At 49.1% G+C, this 18561-nt stretch carries 18 protein-coding genes; 15 read left to right on the top strand and 3 right to left on the bottom strand.

What is annotated here, in order from left to right; genetic code table 11:
* Nucleotides 1–31: 31 nt before the first annotated feature.
* Nucleotides 32–1078, bottom strand: coding sequence for a CAF17-like 4Fe-4S cluster assembly/insertion protein YgfZ (ygfZ, locus tag J7439_RS00355; RefSeq protein ID WP_209199636.1), 1047 nt, complete (start codon nt 1076–1078; stop codon nt 32–34).
* A 122-nt stretch (nt 1079–1200) separates the two neighbouring features.
* Between ygfZ and J7439_RS00360 the strand changes: the two genes are divergently transcribed.
* Together J7439_RS00360 and J7439_RS00365 are read left to right on the top strand one after the other, a co-directional pair.
* Entirely contained in the window at nt 1201–1467 is a 267-nt protein-coding gene (locus J7439_RS00360) for an FAD assembly factor SdhE (RefSeq protein ID WP_163370676.1), read from the top strand.
* Nucleotides 1439–1906, top strand: a complete 468-nt coding sequence (locus tag J7439_RS00365) for a protein YgfX (protein ID WP_209199637.1) — start codon at nt 1439–1441, stop codon at nt 1904–1906. Before J7439_RS00360 ends, J7439_RS00365 begins: the two co-directional genes overlap by 29 nt.
* 118 nt (nt 1907–2024) lie before the next feature.
* On the opposite strand, the gene nadB is transcribed toward J7439_RS00365, so the two are convergent.
* On the bottom strand, nt 2025–3650 hold the full coding sequence (gene nadB / locus J7439_RS00370; protein ID WP_209199638.1) for an L-aspartate oxidase: 1626 nt from the start codon (nt 3648–3650) through the stop codon (nt 2025–2027).
* A 579-nt stretch (nt 3651–4229) separates the two neighbouring features.
* On the opposite strand from nadB, the gene rpoE reads away from it, so the two are divergent.
* The 13 genes from rpoE (at nt 4230) to acpS (ending at nt 15624) form a co-directional block, all read left to right on the top strand.
* Nucleotides 4230–4817 (top strand): RNA polymerase sigma factor RpoE, encoded by a 588-nt coding sequence (gene rpoE, locus J7439_RS00375; RefSeq protein ID WP_209199639.1) that lies wholly within the window; start codon nt 4230–4232, stop codon nt 4815–4817.
* A gap of 38 nt (nt 4818–4855) precedes the next feature.
* Nucleotides 4856–5581, top strand: a complete 726-nt coding sequence (locus J7439_RS00380) for a sigma-E factor negative regulatory protein (RefSeq protein WP_209199640.1) — start codon at nt 4856–4858, stop codon at nt 5579–5581.
* Nucleotides 5582–5585: 4 nt separating this feature from the next.
* Nucleotides 5586–6587 (top strand): MucB/RseB C-terminal domain-containing protein, encoded by a 1002-nt coding sequence (locus tag J7439_RS00385; protein ID WP_209199641.1) that lies wholly within the window; start codon nt 5586–5588, stop codon nt 6585–6587.
* An 86-nt stretch (nt 6588–6673) separates the two neighbouring features.
* Complete coding sequence (locus J7439_RS26835) at nt 6674–7162, top strand: SoxR reducing system RseC family protein (protein ID WP_209199642.1); 489 nt, start codon at nt 6674–6676, stop codon at nt 7160–7162.
* 123 nt (nt 7163–7285) lie between these two features.
* Nucleotides 7286–8728: a DegQ family serine endoprotease gene (locus J7439_RS00395; RefSeq protein WP_209199643.1), complete on the top strand. Its 1443-nt coding sequence runs from the start codon at nt 7286–7288 to the stop codon at nt 8726–8728.
* A 252-nt stretch (nt 8729–8980) separates the two neighbouring features.
* The gene (lepA, locus tag J7439_RS00400; RefSeq protein WP_209199644.1) at nt 8981–10780 is read left to right on the top strand and encodes a translation elongation factor 4; all 1800 of its coding nucleotides are present in this window, start codon (nt 8981–8983) and stop codon (nt 10778–10780) included.
* 32 nt (nt 10781–10812) lie between these two features.
* Nucleotides 10813–11622: a signal peptidase I gene (lepB, locus tag J7439_RS00405; protein ID WP_209199645.1), complete on the top strand. Its 810-nt coding sequence runs from the start codon at nt 10813–10815 to the stop codon at nt 11620–11622.
* A 21-nt stretch (nt 11623–11643) separates the two neighbouring features.
* Nucleotides 11644–12018, top strand: coding sequence for a DUF4845 domain-containing protein (locus J7439_RS00410; RefSeq protein ID WP_209199646.1), 375 nt, complete (start codon nt 11644–11646; stop codon nt 12016–12018).
* Nucleotides 12015–12701, top strand: coding sequence for a ribonuclease III (gene rnc / locus J7439_RS00415; protein WP_209199647.1), 687 nt, complete (start codon nt 12015–12017; stop codon nt 12699–12701). Before J7439_RS00410 ends, rnc begins: the two co-directional genes overlap by 4 nt.
* A gap of 15 nt (nt 12702–12716) precedes the next feature.
* A complete protein-coding gene (gene era / locus J7439_RS00420; protein WP_209199648.1) occupies nt 12717–13688 on the top strand; it encodes a GTPase Era in 972 nt (323 codons plus the stop codon).
* Nucleotides 13685–14455: a DNA repair protein RecO gene (gene recO / locus J7439_RS00425; protein WP_209199649.1), complete on the top strand. Its 771-nt coding sequence runs from the start codon at nt 13685–13687 to the stop codon at nt 14453–14455. Before era ends, recO begins: the two co-directional genes overlap by 4 nt.
* Before the next feature lie 44 nt (nt 14456–14499).
* Nucleotides 14500–15249 (top strand): pyridoxine 5'-phosphate synthase, encoded by a 750-nt coding sequence (gene pdxJ / locus J7439_RS00430; RefSeq protein WP_209199650.1) that lies wholly within the window; start codon nt 14500–14502, stop codon nt 15247–15249.
* Nucleotides 15250–15624 (top strand): holo-ACP synthase, encoded by a 375-nt coding sequence (gene acpS, locus J7439_RS00435; RefSeq protein ID WP_209199651.1) that lies wholly within the window; start codon nt 15250–15252, stop codon nt 15622–15624.
* Nucleotides 15625–15690: 66 nt separating this feature from the next.
* Here acpS and J7439_RS00440 read toward each other — a convergent pair whose 3' ends face one another.
* A complete protein-coding gene (locus J7439_RS00440) occupies nt 15691–18492 on the bottom strand; it encodes a response regulator (protein ID WP_209199652.1) in 2802 nt (933 codons plus the stop codon).
* Between the last annotated feature and the right edge of the window lie 69 nt (nt 18493–18561).

Below are 18561 nucleotides of genomic sequence, written 5' to 3' on the forward strand. Positions count from 1 at the left end.
GACCCTGGGTGAGTGGCATTGACTGGGGCGACTATTTTTGCAGTTCGGCCTTTGGATCTATTGCATAGGGTATTTTATGAACCTGCAGCTGATGGCTTTTTTCTGTATCCATAAAGACATCGTTGGCTTCAGCCGCTTCAATCCTGATAACAGCCAGTAATTCAATGTTGTCGTTTTCGACATTACGGGCACGCTGAATGACTTCACCCACCGGCTTACCATCACTGTTGTAAAGTCGGGTGTTAATGTCAGGCTCTTCGACGCTTTCCAGGCTCAACCAGTAACACCGGCTTTTCTGCTGCCCAAGGTTTTGCATTCGGGTCACAATTTCCTGCCCGGTATAGCACCCTTTTCTGAAACTGACTCCGCCAAGGGAGGGTTGATTGAGATGTTGGGGAATGTATTTATCGATGGTTTCCTGACAAAGCTCTGGAATGACTGACTCAATATTCAGTAACGCCCAGAAATCTTCCGTTGCAGGTGTAAGCTCTTTGGTCAGTTCTGGCCATAAAAGAGGAAGGTCATCCTGATGAAGCCAAAGCTCATAGCGAGTCCTGATACCAGTGGCTTTCATAAGGTAGCCATTGGCGGAGACTTTGATGACTTCGTTTGGCTCTGGAAGTGATGAGTCAGGGAAAATATTGGTCAGCAGGGTGTCGATATTGGCTCCGGACAAGCCGAGAACCACGTGCTCTGGTTGACTGGTGAGATTAACCTTAAAAAAAACCGCATACTTTTTCAGAGTGTCGAGAGTGGTTTCAGTCAGACCTGAGTTCATGGTCAACAGGTAGTCTTCACCATTGTCCATGATTTTGAAACTGGTATACATCCGTCCTTTAGGGGAGCATGCCACCCCGGTGCTGTATTGATGAGCGGCCAGCTGAAGCATATGTGTTGAAATCTGTCCCTGCAAAAACTTCTGGCGATCGGTGCCGTCGATTTTGACAAAGCTGTGGCCAGAGAGTACTGAGACAGAATTTTCATCCAGTGCCTGTGGTGTTTTGGCAAAGCCTGTCAACCGCTCTTCTTTATAAACAGCGCCCTGAGTTGTTAAGTAGGTCTTCCAGTCGGTGGCCATCTGATTACCTTGTTATCTGGTTGCCGCAATTGCATTTGATAGATGCTGGCATAATAGAAGATTATTGCTGCGAATTTAAAGGTATAATAACCGGCAAAATCCATAATAGGAGTTATTCTAAGATGCTGGGTGAAAATGAGCTGAAATGCCTGCAGTGGCGAAGTCGTCGTGGGATGCTTGAGCTTGACGTGCTTTTGGAACCTTTTACCAGGGAGGCGCTGTCTGAGCTCAGTGAAGCTGATCAGCTAACCTATGTTCGCCTGTTGGAGTGTGAAGATCCGGACCTCTTCAGTTGGTTTATGAGTGGTACAAGGCCTGAAGATCAGGCTCTTAGCCGCATGGTTGACAGAGTATTGGAGCGTGGGCGCTACAAAGGCGAGTCTTTGTGAAGTTAATGTAAGAAGTTCCCGTTACCACCTTGCCTTGATGCTTATCAGCCACGGTGCCGCTTGTGTTGCGCTGTGGCTTTGTTCAGTCTGGCCTGTGGTCAAGTTTGCCCTGGCCATGGTTCTCGCCTTGCATTTCTATCGACACTACCTTCAGTTTATTGCTCAGAGTCTTCCGACCAGTATTTCTGTCATTCGGTTGCTGGAAGATCAGTGGCGGGTGAATCTTGGCGGTGCCTGGTATCGCGCCTGGCCTGAGGGTGAAATTGTTGTCACCTCAATATTGATTTGCTTTAAGTTGAGAGTTGAGGGTAAGCGGCATCCTTCCCGCCTGATTTTGTTTCCAGACAGTGCTGACCCGGTTGAGCTGCATGGTTTCAGGCTGCGGCTGATGCTTGAGTCTCACTCTCTGTTCGGTGGCAAGGGCGAGGGGCACGTATAGTTCATGCCCATCGTATTCGTTCTGTATGTCTTCGTTGTGGCATTACTGTCTTTATCCACCAAGTTGTAATACCTGAAGGTATTCAACAGGGTTGGATACGCTGAGCACCCACAAAACGTCAACAGCCCCTGAAGTTCTCTGGAGCCAGAATCGTGTCTTCAGGAACAGGATTCGTATGAGGGTAATCCAGCGTGTAGTGCAAACCGCGGGACTCTTTCCTGGCCATGGCGCATTGAATAATCAGCTCAGATACCTGGGCAAGGTTGCGCAGCTCTATCAGGTCATTGCTGACTTTGAAATTGCTGTAGAACTCATGAATTTCAGATTGGAGCAACTCAACGCGATTCATTGCTCTTTGCAGACGTTTTGTGGTGCGGACAATACCCACGTAATCCCACATAAAGCGGCGAAGTTCATCCCAATTGTGAGAGATAACCACATTTTCATCGGAATCTGTTACCTGGCTTTCATCCCAGTTCGGCAGAGAGGGTGGTTGTGGGTATTGATCAATGGTATTGCGTATCATCCGGGCGCAGCTTTTGGCAGTGACAAAGCACTCCAGCAGTGAATTACTGGCCAGCCGATTAGCGCCATGCAGGCCGGTAAAACTGCACTCACCAACGGCAAAAAGGCCTTGTACATCGGTTTGACCGTTTTTATCAACCAGTATTCCACCACAGGTATAATGGGCAGCAGGAACAATAGGGATTGGGTCTCTGGTGATGTCGATATCGTAGCTGAGGCAGCGTTCGTAAATGGTTGGAAAATGAGAGCGAATAAACTCCGCCGGCTTATGGCTGATATCCAGGTAAAGGCAGTCTGACCCCAAACGCTTCATTTCATGGTCAATGGCCCGTGCCACGATATCTCTGGGAGCCAGCTCTTCCCTATGGTCGTAGTCTGGCATGAACCGGCTGCCATCGGCCCGTTTGAGCAGGCCGCCTTCGCCCCGAACGGCTTCTGAAATCAGAAACGACTTGGCATTTGGGTGGTATAGGCAGGTCGGGTGAAATTGATTAAACTCCATATTGGCAATCCGGCAGCCCGCCCGCCAGGCCATGGCAATGCCGTCTCCGGACGCACCATCGGTGTTACTGGTATAAAGGTAGGTTTTACTGGCACCTCCGGAGGCAAGCACGGTACAACGGCTCTTGAAGGCATGCACCTGGTCTGACACCAGGTCGAGTATGTAAACACCAACACAGCGCGGTTCATGGTGGTGAATGTGAGGTTTCAGTTTGCTGGTGGTGATCAGGTCTACAGCCAGGTGATGGTCGTAAAGGTCTATGTTCGGCTTTAACCTTGCCTGTTCCAGTAAGGTATCTGAAATAGCCCGGCCAGTAGCGTCTGCGGAGTGAATGATTCTGCGGGAGCTGTGCCCGCCTTCCCGTGTCAGATGGTAGTCGAAGGGCCGGTCAACGGTATGATCCGGTGTGAATGGTACGCCCTGGCTTATCAGCCACTCAATACTCTCTCTGCCATTCTCCACGATATGTCGAACAGCCGACTCGTTACACAGGCCGGCACCCGCGGTGAGGGTATCTTTCACATGCTGGTCAATATTGTCGCCGGTCTGGTCCAATACCGCCGCCACGCCCCCCTGCGCCCAATAGGTTGAGCCAGCGCTTAATGAGTCTTTGCTGAAAATGGCTATTCTGGCATCATCAGGCAGCTGCAGTGCAGTGGTCAGTCCGGCTGCGCCAGAGCCAATGATGATTACATCGTAATTGTAGGGCTGTTGCATAAGGCTCCCCAGTCATCAAGTCACTCTGACATCTTTTATCCTTCCTATAATCCATAGGAAAATGAATGCAGTGTGGTTTAATGTGCTAGCCTGTGGAACTGTACATGTCTGGATAAGTAACATGATGAGTTCTTTATTGAGTGGCTTAGCTATTTATCGGTATGATCAATGACAGTTACTGGTTATGTGCATCGGGCTAAAGAGGCTATTTTACGGGTCGATGTTAAAATTGCTGCTGACCTGAATCAAGAGGCCCGACTAAACTTGTCTGACCTGTGTATTTTGTGAACCGGGCCAGCCAGTTGACTGGAATATTCATTGTCAGGGCATTATATAGAATGTCTGGAAGTTACTGTAGTGTCGTTGAAGTGCTAAAAATAACCTGTCGGTTTTCCAATATAATTACAACACTCGGATAAACCGGGTTGTGGTGGACAGATACCTTTGAAGTAAAAAATTGAAAATATCAGGAACTTTTCTTCATTTTGATGGTCTATATACTTGCTGCTGAGCTAAACCCTTTATTGCACGATGGTGCCTTTTATGGTGTTCCTGCCATGCATGGGTGGAGATGCCTTAATGGTTGATAGTCCGGATACTGATCAGCAGTTGGTTGATCGTGTAAAGCAGGGTGACAAAAGAGCTTATGATATGTTGGTTATTAAATATCAACACCGTATTCTTGGTCTGGTTGGCGGTTATGTCAGTGACTTTCAGGAAGTTCAGGATGTTACGCAAGAGGCTTTTATAAAAGCGTACCGTGCACTGGATAAGTTTCGTGGTGACAGTTCTTTTTATACCTGGCTGTACCGTATTGCTGTCAATACAGCCAAAAATCATCTGGTATCCAAAGGGCGAAGATTGCCAGAGTCTGATATTGATGTTCATGATGCAGACTTTCTGGAAACAGCGACAACCTTGAGGGTCGTTGATACCCCTGAGCGCAACCTGTACTGTAATGAAATCGAGCAGGTCATCCATGATGTCATTCAGCGTTTACCCGATGAACTGAGAACAGCGGTAATGTTGAGGGAGTTTGATGGCCTCAGCTATGAAGAAATTGCCGATGTTATGGACTGCCCGGTAGGTACTGTACGGTCCAGAATTTTCAGGGCTCGTGAAGCCATTGATCGTGAGATCAGACCGTTATTAGGGCAAAGTGGTTAAACAAGGTTTAACTCATGTGCGACAGAGTGAAGGTCGGCATGAACACCAGAGGTTTGTCTATGAGTGAAAAGAGTTCTCAAAACAGTGCCAGAGAACATTTGAAAGAATCTTTATCGGTTTCTCTGGATGGACAGGCCAGTGAGCTGGAATTGCGTCGAGTGATTGATAATATCGGCAAGGACGATGACCTTCGTTCACTTGCGGGTCGTTATCAGCTGATTGGTGAGACACTGCGTGGTAATAGCAGTAAATTTGCCAATGTCGATATTTCCAGGGGCGTGATGAATGCCCTGGAGCAGGAAGAGGTCGATAATACCGGTGCGCAGAATGTCTCTGGAGCAGAAGGTTCTTCTGCGATCAGTCCCGTATCCGGCCGCTTTTTTGAGGATGTATGGGCTTCATTGGGTAAGGTTGCGGTTGCAGCCTCAGTGGCTTTTGCCATTGTTGTCGGGGTCAGAAACAGTAATCAGTCTCCTGATTTGCAGGTTCTGGCTGAAAATGAACCGGTTACCCTGACTCAGCCAGTGCAGCTGGCGCAATCGGGTCATAACGATTATGGTGCATTGGGTATTCGTGCCGGGTACAACTCAAGGCAGCATGACGGTATTACCCCTGAACAACTTGCCTATGCCCAGAGTCTTGCTGACAGGGCAACCAGGGAACGTTTTCATGCCTATGCACTTCAGCATGCAGAGCTTGCTGCAATGGGAAGTGGCCAGAGTATTTTGTCATTTGCCCGATTGACCAGTTTTGACAACCAATAAATTTATGAAACAGAAGCAAGGGATTACCAGAAAGCTGCTGATTATATGTTTTTTCGTCAGTGGCTTTGTGTCTGCAGAAACTTCATCCGATGCAGGCTACCTGCTTGAAAGAATGGCTGCTTCCGCCAAACGTCTTAGCTTTCAGGGAGAGTTTGTTTATCAGCAGGGAGCGCAGCTGCAGACATTAAGTGTTATTCATCAGGCTGAAGCTGAGAACATATCGGAAAAAGAACGTATCCTCTATCTGGATGGCGCTCCCCGGGAAGTCATACGCTCCGGACATGAACTTTTCTTTTCCAGTTACAACGAAGGGGTGACCAGGTTTCAGCATGGCTCATTGATGCCGGTACTAAACAAGTTTCAGTCGGGTGTTTCTGAACATTTCTATGACTTGAAAATTGTAGGTATTGACCGCGTTGCTGGTCGCGAAGCCGTGCTGTTGCTTGTGCTGCCGAAAGATCGTTTCCGTTACGGCTATCAGTTATGGCTTGATCGGGTATCCTCATTGTTGTTGAAATCAGTGCTGGTTGATGATCAGGGTAAAATCATTGAGCGACTGCAGTTCACTTCCCTGAGTATTGGTCAGCTACCAGACGATGTTCTGGCACTCCTGGACCGCAAACCCTCCAGTGTTGATGAAACTATTCAGATAAGAAACAATCCAGAACACTCGGAGAAACCTGATGTACCCCCGGAATGGGAAACGGGCTGGCTGCCTGAAGGCTTTGTGCTGGAAAACAGCACTGTGCGCCCTTCTCCAGTTAGCAAGCACGATGTGGATGCTTTGATTTTTTCTGATGGAATTGCCAATTTCTCTGTTTTTGTTGAGCAGGATGATACTCGGGTACTAAGTCAGGCTTCTGAACAAATTGGTGCTCTTTCGGTGGTTTCAAAGATTTACAGAGAGGGTAATCAGTACTTCCATGTGACGGTTGTTGGTGATATTCCTCTGGGTACGGCAGAGAGAGTGGCTGTATCTGTTCGTCCGGTAAAAATGAAGCCTTGATGTAATGATCAAGTAAGTTTGCTGGACTTGAAGACTGGTTTTTTTTGTATTATTTCGTTACCGATCTATATCAGGTTTTCAGGAATATGATAGAAGAGCAGGGACGAGTTGTGGCTGTAGAGCGTGATTTTGTCTGGGTTGAAACAATCAGACAGTCCGGTTGTTCAAGCTGTAGTGCCCGAAATGGTTGTGGGCAGCATCTCTTTGAAAAGTACAGGGTCGGCTCATCCTTTTCATATATCAAAGCGCTTTGTCCCTGGGTAGTGAAAGAGGGTGACATGGTTGTGGTCGGTATTCCGGAAGGCTCGTTGCTAAAGGCTTCTTTTCTGATTTATCTCTTCCCGCTTCTGCTTATGATGGCTGGCATCTGGTTGTCCTCAGTAATGGGGGCAGCAGATTGGCTGCTGCTTGTCTCAGCTGGCTTGCTCCTGGCATGTGGCTTTGGCGCAGTAAGGTTATTTGGGAAGAGATCAGCTGATATGTGCCGTGTTGATGTGGTAAGGGTATTACCCTCTGACAATTTGTCGTTATCAGGCAGCTCCTTCGGGCGAACGCTTTCTTCCAGGCAGGGTTGAATGTTCTTGCTTTATTTCTGATGCTGCCGGGTCGCCTTTTTATCACGTAATTATAAATAATATCGCAGGAGCGTATGGCTGCGGTGAATCTTTTCAATAGTTGAATACTGGAGAAAACATAATATGAGTAGGGTGTTTTTTCTCTGCAAAAAGTCACTTTATAACGTTGGGTTTTCCCTGCTTTTGTTTTACGCAACACTGGCAAATGCTTCAGTCAGGGGTTCAGGCTTGCCAGATTTTGCGGCATTGTTTGAACAGGCATCACCAGCGGTAGTGAATATCAGTACTCTGGCCTCACCAAAAGCGAGACCGTCAATATATGGGCCGGGCGGGGAGGAGATTCCTGAAATTTTCCGCCGTTACTTTGGTATCCCGCTGCCTGATGAAAGCCCTTCCGGACGCTCTCAACCGATGTCGCTCGGTTCTGGCTTTATTATCTCGTCAGACGGTTACATTCTGACCAATAACCATGTTATCGAAGGTGCTGATCAGATTATTGTCAGACTCAGCGACAGGAGTGAGCGTGCTGCAGAACTTATCGGTGCCGATAAGCGTTCAGATCTGGCGCTGTTAAAAATTAATAATGACCGCAGTCTGCCCGTCGTTAAGCTTGGTGATTCCGAGAGTGTTAAGTCTGGTCAATGGGTAGCAGCGATTGGGTCTCCGTTTAATTTTGAATATTCGATTACCAAAGGCATTATCAGCGCTCTGAATAGAAGCCTGCCCAGCGACTCCTATGTCCCGTTTATTCAAACCGATGTCCCTATCAATCCGGGTAACTCGGGTGGTCCGCTGTTTAATATGAACGGCGAAGTCATCGGAATTAACTCCCAGATTTTTACCCGCTCTGGCGGTTTTATGGGGCTGTCATTCGCCATACCGGTTGATCATGTTATGTGGGCGGTTGATCAGCTGAAAGAGAAGGGGTATGTCACCCGGGGATGGCTGGGGGTCGCCATTCAGGATGTGGATCGGGATCTTGCCGAATCGTTTGGTCTGGAAAAACCCATGGGGGCATTGATCAGTCAGGTGGTTCCCGGTGGTCCGGCTGATAAGGCAAGGCTTCATCCCGGCGACATTATTGTCAGATTTAATGAAAGAGTTATCAGCAGCTCAGGCGTGTTGCCAATGTCGGTGGGTGTGATAAAGCCCGGCGAAAAAGCCAGGCTGGAATATATCCGTAATGGCAAGCGCAAGACCGCAGATGTTGTAGTGGGTGAGCTGCCGGATGAAAATAGTGGTGCCCCTGAACACAGAGGAGATAAGACGCCTTCTGATAAGAACCCTCTGGGTGTTCAGGTAGCAGAGCTTGATGAGAATTATCGCAATAAGCTGCGCCTGGATGAGGATGTTCAGGGGCTGGTGGTGATCGGGGTTAACCGGGGAGCTGGACGTTCTATTGGATTGCGCCAGGGCGATGTTATCACGGACCTGAACAACATCAGTGTAACAACGGTAACGGAATTCAAAAAAGTGGTTGCCAAACTGCCCAGGAACCGCTCGATTTCGATGCGGGTTATTCGCGGTGGAAATCCCGGTTACATCACCTTCCGGTTACAGGAGTGATCAAATGTGGATAGCACGGTATATGACCATGGAGTAGTGTGCTGACATGTTATAGAATATTATGGAATCATTTATGCAGATCAGACACTTGTTAATTGCTACCGGAGCTTTAGCCACAGGCATGAATAGAATCAATTCATGCTGTTTAACAGCCGGTAAGTCAGTTTGATCCGCAGGCCAATTCCCTAATTCAAGACGGTCCCCGCGATTGCGGGGATCGCTTTTTGTGACGTTTTTATAGTAGATACTATCGTGAGCGACCTAAGCTTAATCAGGAACTTTTCCATCATTGCCCATATTGATCATGGGAAATCAACCCTGGCTGACCGTTTTATCCAAACCTGTGGTGGGCTCAGTGATCGTGAAATGCAGGCCCAGGTGCTTGATTCCATGGAGCTTGAGCGCGAGCGTGGCATCACCATCAAGGCCCAGAGTGTGACGCTGGATTATCATGCCAAAGATGGTAATACCTATCAGCTGAATTTTATCGATACACCAGGACACGTTGACTTTTCCTATGAAGTTTCACGTTCCCTGGCGGCCTGTGAAGGTGCGCTTCTGGTGGTGGATGCGGCCCAGGGTGTTGAGGCACAATCCGTTGCTAACTGCTACACCGCCATAGAGCAGGGGCTGGAAGTCATGCCCGTGCTGAATAAAATGGATCTGCCCCAGGCAGAGCCAGACCGGGTCTCCCAGGAAATTGAAGAGATTATCGGTATTGACGCAACCGATGCTGTCCGCTGCTCTGCCAAGAGTGGTTTGGGCATTGAAGACGTTCTTGAGCGACTGGTGTCCACTATTCCTGCCCCTGAAGGTGATATTAATGGGCCATTGCAGGCACTGATCATCGATTCCTGGTTCGATAACTATCTGGGTGTGGTGTCTCTTGTGCGGGTGAAAAACGGTACGTTGCGCAAGGGAGAAAAGATCGTCGTTAAATCCACCAAACAGTCTCATGTTGTGGATAATGTCGGTATTTTTACGCCCAAGCGGACGCCCACCGGCGTTCTTAAAGCCGGTGAGGTTGGTTATGTGGTTGCCGGTATCAAGGACATTCACGGTGCTCCCGTCGGTGACACCCTGACTCATCTGAAAACCCGGGATGTTGAAGCGCTGCCAGGCTTTAAGCATGTTAAGCCGCAGGTCTATGCCGGCTTGTTCCCGGTCAGTGCGGATGATTTTGAAGATTTTCGTGATGCGCTGGAAAAATTGAGTCTCAATGACGCTTCCCTGTTTTACGAGCCGGAGAGCAGTGACGCGCTGGGCTTTGGTTTCCGCTGTGGCTTTCTGGGCATGCTGCATATGGAGATTATCCAGGAGCGACTTGAGCGGGAATATGACCTGGATCTGATTACCACGGCTCCCACGGTAATCTATGAGTGTCATATGAAAAATGGCAGTGTGGTGGAAGTCGATAACCCTTCCAGACTGCCTGACCCCGCGGGTATTGACGAAATTCGTGAACCCATCTCCCGGGCCAATATTCTGGTACCCCAGGAATATCTCGGTAATGTGATTTCTCTCTGCGTTGAAAAGCGCGGCGTACAGAAAGATATGCAGTTCACGGGTGGTCAGGTCTCACTGACCTACGATATTCCGATGAGCGAGGTGGTGCTGGATTTCTTTGACCGACTGAAATCGGTGAGCAGGGGGTTTGCTTCTCTGGATTACTCTTTTGATCGTTTTGAAACCGCTAAAATGGTTCGGGTGGATATTCTGATCAATGGTGAAAAGGTCGATGCACTGGCGGTTATTGTGCACAAAGATCACGCAGTTTCCCGTGGACGGGTTCTGACGGAAAAAATGAAAGAGATCATTCACCGTCAGATGTTTGATGTTGCCATTCAGGCGGCCATTGGTGGGCAGATTATTGCCCGGACCACGGTAAAAGCGCTCAGAAAGAACGTCACTGCGAAATGCTATGGTGGTGACGTGAGTCGTAAGCGTAAACTGCTGGAAAAACAGAAGGCCGGTAAGAAACGGATGAAGCAGGTTGGACGTGTGGAAATTCCTCAGGAGGCTTTCCTGGCAGTTCTAAAGGTCGACAAATAATTCACCATTGATTATATAAGAGAAAAACAGCCATGGATTTTAACTTTCCACTGCTATTGGTACTGTCGGTTGTTGTTACAGGTATCATCGCACTTATTGACCGACTTTTTTTGTTACCAAGGCGAAAGGCGGCTGTTGCCAGGCTCGGTGCCGAGGGCGGAGATGATGACGCCCTTGAGAAGCTGGCCAGGGAGCCGGCCGTGGTTGAGACCTCCAAGTCTATCTTCCCGGTTTTGCTGTTTGTTCTGGTGATTCGATCCTTTTTGTTCGAACCTTTTCAAATTCCTTCTGGCTCCATGATTCCGACCCTGGAAGTGGGTGATTTTATTCTGGTAAATAAATACAGTTACGGATTGCGTTTGCCCGTGTCAGGCACCAAGGTGCTTGCTATCGGTGAGCCTGATCGTGGTGATGTGATGGTGTTTAAACAGCCAGGGAAAGAAAATATCAACTTTATCAAGCGTGTGATCGGTTTACCTGGGGACGTTGTGCGATATATGGACAAGCGGCTGACGGTGAACGGCCAGGCGGTTCCTGAAGAGTTTGTGGCACAACTCAGTGATGCCCGATCCATTTATCGTCTCTATAACGAAGGTGATGAAGGCAAGCGCTACCAGGTTCGAAAAGAGCTGGCCAGTCATGATTTTCGGGCTGAAGGAGGGTGGGTTGTGCCTGACGGCATGTACTTCGTCATGGGGGATAACCGTGACCGAAGCAATGACAGCCGGTATTGGGGCTATGTTCCTGAACAGAATATTGTCGGTAAGGCGGTTTACATCTGGATGCACTGGCCGAGCTGGACTCAACTTCCCGGCTTTAAGAACAACGGGGTGATTGAGTAAGCTGTCTAAGGAGAGAATCTTATGTATGGTATGAAGAGCCGACAACGAGGCAGTAGTGCAGTCAGTTGGCTGTTTTACCTGTTAATTGGTGGACTATTGTTGTCTTTTGCGGTTAAGGTTGTGCCCTTTTATGTGGATGACCACTCTGTTAAGCAGGTGGTATCTTCATTAACTGACCGGCCAGGCTCTGCCACTGCATCCGTTACCCAGGTGAGAACCTGGATAAATAAAGGGTTGCAGCTAAACCTGATCAAGCTTGATCGCAATGAGGTTAAGGTCACCCGCGAAAACGGTGTTGTCGCTGTCGATATTGACTACGAGCGACGGATTCATTTTTTCCATAACGTTGATCTGGTATTAACGTTTGAACATAACTGGAAAGCTGGAACTCAGTGAAAACGCTTGAACTTGCCCGACTGCAGAAAAAGTTAGGGCATGAATTTTCCAATCAGAGCCTGTTGGCGCTGGCGCTCACCCATCGCAGCTTTGGCAGTCGTAACAATGAGCGATTGGAGTTCCTGGGCGACTCGATTGTCAACTTTGTTATTGCTGAAGCCCTCTATGAGCGTTTTCCCGATGCCAAAGAAGGGCAGTTAAGCCGCCTGCGGGCTCGAATGGTGCGTGGTGTTACCCTGGCCGAGCTTGGCCGGGAGTTTGAGCTTGGTGACTTTCTTCGTCTTGGCTCCGGTGAGTTGAAAAGTGGTGGCTTCAGGCGGGAGTCCATTCTTGCGGATGCGGTTGAGGCCATTATTGGTGCGATTTACCTGGATGCCGGGATGGCCGTTTGTCACCAGCGAATTCGCACCTGGTTTACCACTCGTCTGGATCAACTGACCACGACGGATGAGCAGAATAAAGACCCGAAGACCCGCTTGCAGGAATATTTGCAGGCGCGGCAGCAGTCACTGCCAAAATATCAAGTGACAGATATTCAGGGGGAAGCTCATGACCAGCACTTTTCAGTGATTTGTGAACTGGAAGGTCTGGATGAGCCGTCAAAGGGGGAAGGGTCGAGTCGTCGTGGTGCTGAACAGCAGGCGGCTCGCAATGCATTGAAGTTGCTTGGCGTTGATCATTAAGAGCGCAGAAAACAGATGACATCTGATGTAAATCGTGAAGAGCCCGCTGCTCATGAACTAAGCCTTTCCGATCCGGCTTCGGAACACAGCCGTTGTGGTTACGTCGCCATTGTTGGCAGACCCAATGTTGGTAAATCAACCCTGTTAAATCACCTTCTCGGCCAGAAGCTTTCCATTACCTCCCGCCGCCCCCAGACTACCCGCCATCAGGTTCTGGGTATCAAGACGGAGCAGGGGATTCAGACGGTCTATGTTGATACGCCGGGCATGCACAAGGTGCAGAAAAAAGCGATCAACCGCTATATGAACAAAGCGGCCAGCAGTGCCCTGGCGGGTATTGATGCCATTGTTTTTGTGGTTGACCGCCTGACCTGGAATGAAGAGGATCAGATGGTCCTTGACAAGGTACAGGGTGCCCGTTGTCCGGTTATTCTTGCGATTAATAAAGTGGACAAGATCACGGATAAGGGTCAATTGATCCCACACCTTGAGTCTCTGTCAACAAAAATGGATTTTCATGGGGTGATGCCCATCTCTGCGCAGCACGGCCATAACCTGAAACAGCTGGATGAAATGATTACCCGGCTGATTCCGGAAGGCGTCCATCATTTTCCTGAAGATCAGCTGACGGACCGCAGTTCCCGTTTTCTTGCCGCTGAGCTGGTGCGGGAGAAGGTTATGCGGCAGCTGGGTGATGAGCTGCCTTATGAAGTGACGGTGGAGATTGAAGAGTTCAAGCATGAGTTGCGGCCGAAAGGTCCACTGTTGACCATCAGTGCCTTGATTCTTGTGGAAAGAGCGGGCCAGAAAGCCATTGTTATTGGTGACCGGGGAGCACGACTGAAAAAAATCGGACAGGAGGCCCGCAAAGATATGGAGCACATGTTTGACTCAAAAGTCATGCTGAACCTTTGGGTTAAGGTCAAGGCAGGCTGGTCTGACGATGAGCGTGCCCTGAAAAGTCTGGGGTATGATCACAACCTGTGATTGGTAATGAATTCCATAAAGCCTGGTTGCTGCATCGGCGCTCTTATAAAGAGCGCTCAGTGATTGCTGAGTTTTTAGTGGAAGGCCATGGCCGTGTGGCCATGGTGGTTAGGGGAGTACGGCAGTCAAAATCCCGGCTGGCTTCGCTGTTACAGCCTTTTCATCAGGTACTGGTGCGCTGGAAAGGGCGAAGTGAGCTGAAAACACTGGCTGACCTGGAGCTTGATCGCTTCACCTTTCTGACCGGTGAACGGCTTTATTGTGGGTTCTATGCCAATGAGTTGTTGATGAGATCAATGATTCCGGGGCAGCTGGTGGATGGCGTGACGGATTTATACCGGGACATACTGGCCCATCTTAATCAAAACGCGCCTCTTGAACCGTTGCTCCGTTCCTTTGAACTGGATTTGTTGGAACTCTGCGGCTATGCCCCACCGCTTGACTGGGACGTGGTCAGTGGTGCGCCTTTAAAAGAAGGTATGGTTTACCGCTTTGAACCTGAGCATGGGCTGGTACCGACCAATGGACAAGTCAGCTACCATGAGAGACCGTTTTGCTACACCGCAGAGTTGCTTCAGGCACTCTCGGCCAGGGATTTCACCAATGCTGATTTCTATCCGGGTTTTAAGCGCTTCACCAGGCAGGCCATGAAACCGCTTATCGGTGACAGGCCTATGCAGAGCCGCATGCTGTTCACTAACAGAAAACCTCAATCGCCACCGGAGAGGCCATTAGTAGAAAATGGCGCACTCTCTAAATCCCGATAACGGTCGCACAATTCAATGCGCCATTTTCTACAACAGGTGTATTTATGATTCCTCATCAGCGTATTTTGCTGGGTGTCAACATTGATCATATTGCAACCATCAGGCAGGCCAGGGGGATTCGCTACCCTGATCCTGTTCAGGCGGCAATTGAAGCTGAAGAGGCCGGGGCAGATGGCATCACATTGCACCTGCGCGAAGACCGCCGACATATGCAGGACCATGATGTATTCCGCATTCGTGATGTCTTACAGACAAGAATGAATCTGGAGATGGCAGTGACCGATGAAATGGTTGGCATTGCTGAAAAGCTCAAACCTGAACATGTTTGCATGGTTCCGGAGAAGCGGGAAGAAGTCACCACTGAAGGCGGGCTGGATGTGAAAGGCCTGTTTGACAGTGTGGCTCCCGCCTGTGAGCGTCTGGGAAAACAGGGGATTGAAGTCTCGCTGTTTATTGATCCTGATATGGATCAGATTGAGGCCGCTGTCAGGGCCGGGGCGCCTGCCATTGAACTGCATACCGGTGCTTATGCTGACGCTTCGAAAGCTGAAGCAATGCAGGATGAGCTTGACCGTCTCAGAAATGCGGTTGTATTTGGTCTGGAACAGGGGCTGATCGTCAATGCCGGCCATGGCCTTAATTATCAGAATGTTGAGCCTGTTGCGTTGATCGCCGGTATCAATGAACTGAATATTGGTCACTCGATCATTGCCCGTGCCCTGTTTACGGGATTGAAACCAGCGGTACGAGAGATGAAAGCCCTTATGTTGGCAGCTTCACGGACTGCGTTTTAAGTGATTGTTGGAATAGGGACAGATATTGTCCGTATCGATCGGATTGAGCGCTCACTCAGTCGGCTGGGCGAGTCGTTTGCCAGAAGAATCCTCACTGACCATGAGCTGTCGCAATGGCAGCAACGTTCATCCTCACCGGCCTGGCTGGCCAAGCGCTTTGCAGCGAAAGAGGCCGTTGCCAAAGCGTTTGGTACAGGAATCGGAAAGCTGTCATTCCGGCACATAGAGGTAAGAAATAATACTTCAGGCGCTCCTGAGTTGTTTTTATCGGATTATGGCCTTGAATTGCAGCAGCAAAGAGGGGTTAAACGGCTCCACCTCAGTCTTTCTGATGAGCAGGATAATGCGATTGCCTTTGTAGTAATGGAGAGCTGAATCAGCTCTCTTGCTCATCGCAATAGCGCCCGACTCACTACCCTCATAAACGGCTTGGAACTGGTATTATGACTCAGCCGTTTCCAGACTCTCTATTTCCCATTGATTGAGACGGGTGATGGACTGAAGCAATAATTGAAAGTCTTCGGAGACTTTATTATGGTCCAGGGTGTTGTATTTCTTCAGTCGTGTTTCCAGTCGGTTGCAAATACGCTCCAGTTCTGGCACTCCACAATAACGACAGGCACCGTGTAATCGGTGTACCCGTTCCAGTACAGCCGAATAATTATTGGCAGCCCAGCCATCTCTGAGAGTTACAAGATCGTCATCAAGTCCCTCTTTCATCATCACCAGCATCTCCTGAGCCAGTTCCCGGTTTCCGGCAGCCAGTTGCGTAGCCAGGTTGATATCCACAGGACTTTCCTGTTGATCCATTGCCGGATGTAAAGAGATGCCGGGCTTTGATGGTGGACAATATTCTCTATGCTCTATTATCTCGGTAGGGTTCTTTGCCCACTGGTTGATCATGCTGATGACGTGTTTTTCACTGACCGGTTTACTCAGGTAGTCATCAAAGCCACTTTGCAGCAGCACCTTTTTCTCCTCGGGTAGCGCATGGGCAGTTACTGCAATAATAGGGGTGCGCTGGTGGTTCGGGATTTCACTGCGAATTCGTTTTGTGGCTTCGAGTCCATCAATGACCGGCATATGAACATCCATAAAAATAATGTCGAAAGTGAACTGCCTGCACAGTTCAATGGCATCAAAACCATTTTCTGCGGTTTGCAAATCTTGCCCCAGATTGCCAAGAATGGTTTTCAGCAACTTCAGGTTTACCGGGTTGTCATCAACGGCCAGAATACTCAGGGATTTGTTGATCTGTTGTTGATGATGAATCTCTTTGCCTTCCTGATCCGTATTTATACGCGCCAACAGTGCTTTCAGCCTGTTCAGTCCAACGGGCTTCAGAAGAGTATCAGTACCGTCCGGAAGAGCAGGATCCATAGCACCTGTTATTCCTGTCGAACTGAGTACAATAATGCGGGCGTTGCTATAGGAGGCTGTTAACTGCGTGATTCCCTGAACCGGTTCGATATTATCAGGGTTGATGAAAATATAGTCGTAGGAGATATTTGTCTTGTTTGCTGACATTCCCTGCTGGATGCTGGCTGCTGCGGTGATATTTGCACCCAGTTTATCCAGTAAGTGAAAAATCGATAGCCGGGTCAGCTCATGGGTTTCGATAAGTAGTACTTTCTGGCCGTGCAGCAGTGTTGGTGCCAAGTCTTCCTGCTCACAACCATCAGCAACAGCCGGTTCACCATTTTTGTTATTCAGGGTGGTTTTAAAGGTAAACCAGAAGGTTGCTCCCTGACCCAGATCGGACTCCAGGCCAATTTCTCCACCCATTTGCTCAACCAGGTTTTTGCAAATCGACAGCCCAAGCCCGGTTCCCCCGGATTTGCGTGTTTTACTGGAGTCTGCCTGGGAAAAAGCCTGGAACAGTTTGTGGTGTTGCTCCCGGGTAAGGCCAATGCCGGTATCCGCCACTGAAACTCTCAGGGTCAGGGGCTCATTACGTTCTTGCTGATAAGGCTTGCCTTCCTGATCCAGCATTACTCGCACAGCAACGGAACCATAACTGGTGAATTTAATGGCGTTGCTGATCAGGTTGGTGAGGATCTGCTTCAACCGCAGTCCATCAATGATGATATGTTCAGGAACATCGTCGTAGATAAAGTGGACAATTTCCAACGATTTACCATAGGCGACAGGTGCCATAAACGTCATAACATCCTCAACGATCTCCCGCAGGCAGACGGGTTGGGGGTCCAGCACCAGCTTACCGGCTTCCATACGGGAAAAATCAAGAATATCATTCAACATCGTCAGCAGCCCCTGAGAGGATTTCTCAATGGTACTGACATAGTCGTATTGTCGCGGTGTGAGCCTTGAACTGAGCATCAGGTTGGAGAAACCAATAATGCCATTCAGCGGTGTTCTGATTTCGTGGCTCATATTGGCCAGAAATTCGCTCTTGCTCCTGCTTGCTTCAAGTGCTTCCTTTCTGGCGAGGTCCAGCTCGACATTTTGAATTTCAATGGTTTCCAGTGTTTCCTGCAGTTCATCATTGTACTGGGCAATATGACTGGTCATCTTCTGATGTTTGCTCTGCAGGCCATTGAGCATAATGTTGATAGACGATTCCAGTTCATACATCAGGCTGCCAGGGTTGTCTGGCAGTCGGGTATCGAAGAAGCCATCCTTGATGCGATCAATGACCCTTGCCATACGGTCCAGGGGGCGGGTAACACCACTGCCCAGCTTCAGGCTAATGATCAATGCAACCAATAACCCCATGGAGACAACAATAATGCTGAACGCCAGAGAGCGAAATTGGGTCAGATGAGTTTCTGCGTAGGCGTAATCGGTAATCAGCCAGCCAGTAATTTTGGTCGTATCCGGGCTGATGATTGGGGCGGCAACCTGGATGACCTGATCGTTCCGGAACCAGCGCTGGCCAGGTTCCAACAGCGAGGATAAATTTCCGGTGGCCGTGAGCTTTGGGCCGGCATGAAGAATCTCCCTGCCTTGCTCATCGACCAGGCTTACCGCACGAATATCCCTGTCATCCAGCAGCATGCTGATCAGTGCTTGCAGTTCTTCATGTCGGGGGTTATCCAGCAGCAGTGAGGCAACGGCTGCCTGCCGTTCAGACTGAGTCAATGCCTTGGCCATGAGCTGGTTGTCCAGTTCCTGATACCGCTTAACCAGATAGACACCGCCCATCAGCAGGGAAACAACAATGCCGGGAAGAAAAGCGAGCAGAAGAATCCGTTGGCGGAATGCCGTAAGGTGCTGTTTCATGGTACTGCCTTTCCCTGTTTGGCTTTTGTTCTGTATTATTGCCGGAATAATAAAGTCTACGTAAGTTAT

The organism is Salinisphaera sp. G21_0, from assembly GCF_017744115.1.
Lineage (GTDB): Bacteria > Pseudomonadota > Gammaproteobacteria > Pseudomonadales > Endozoicomonadaceae > Endozoicomonas.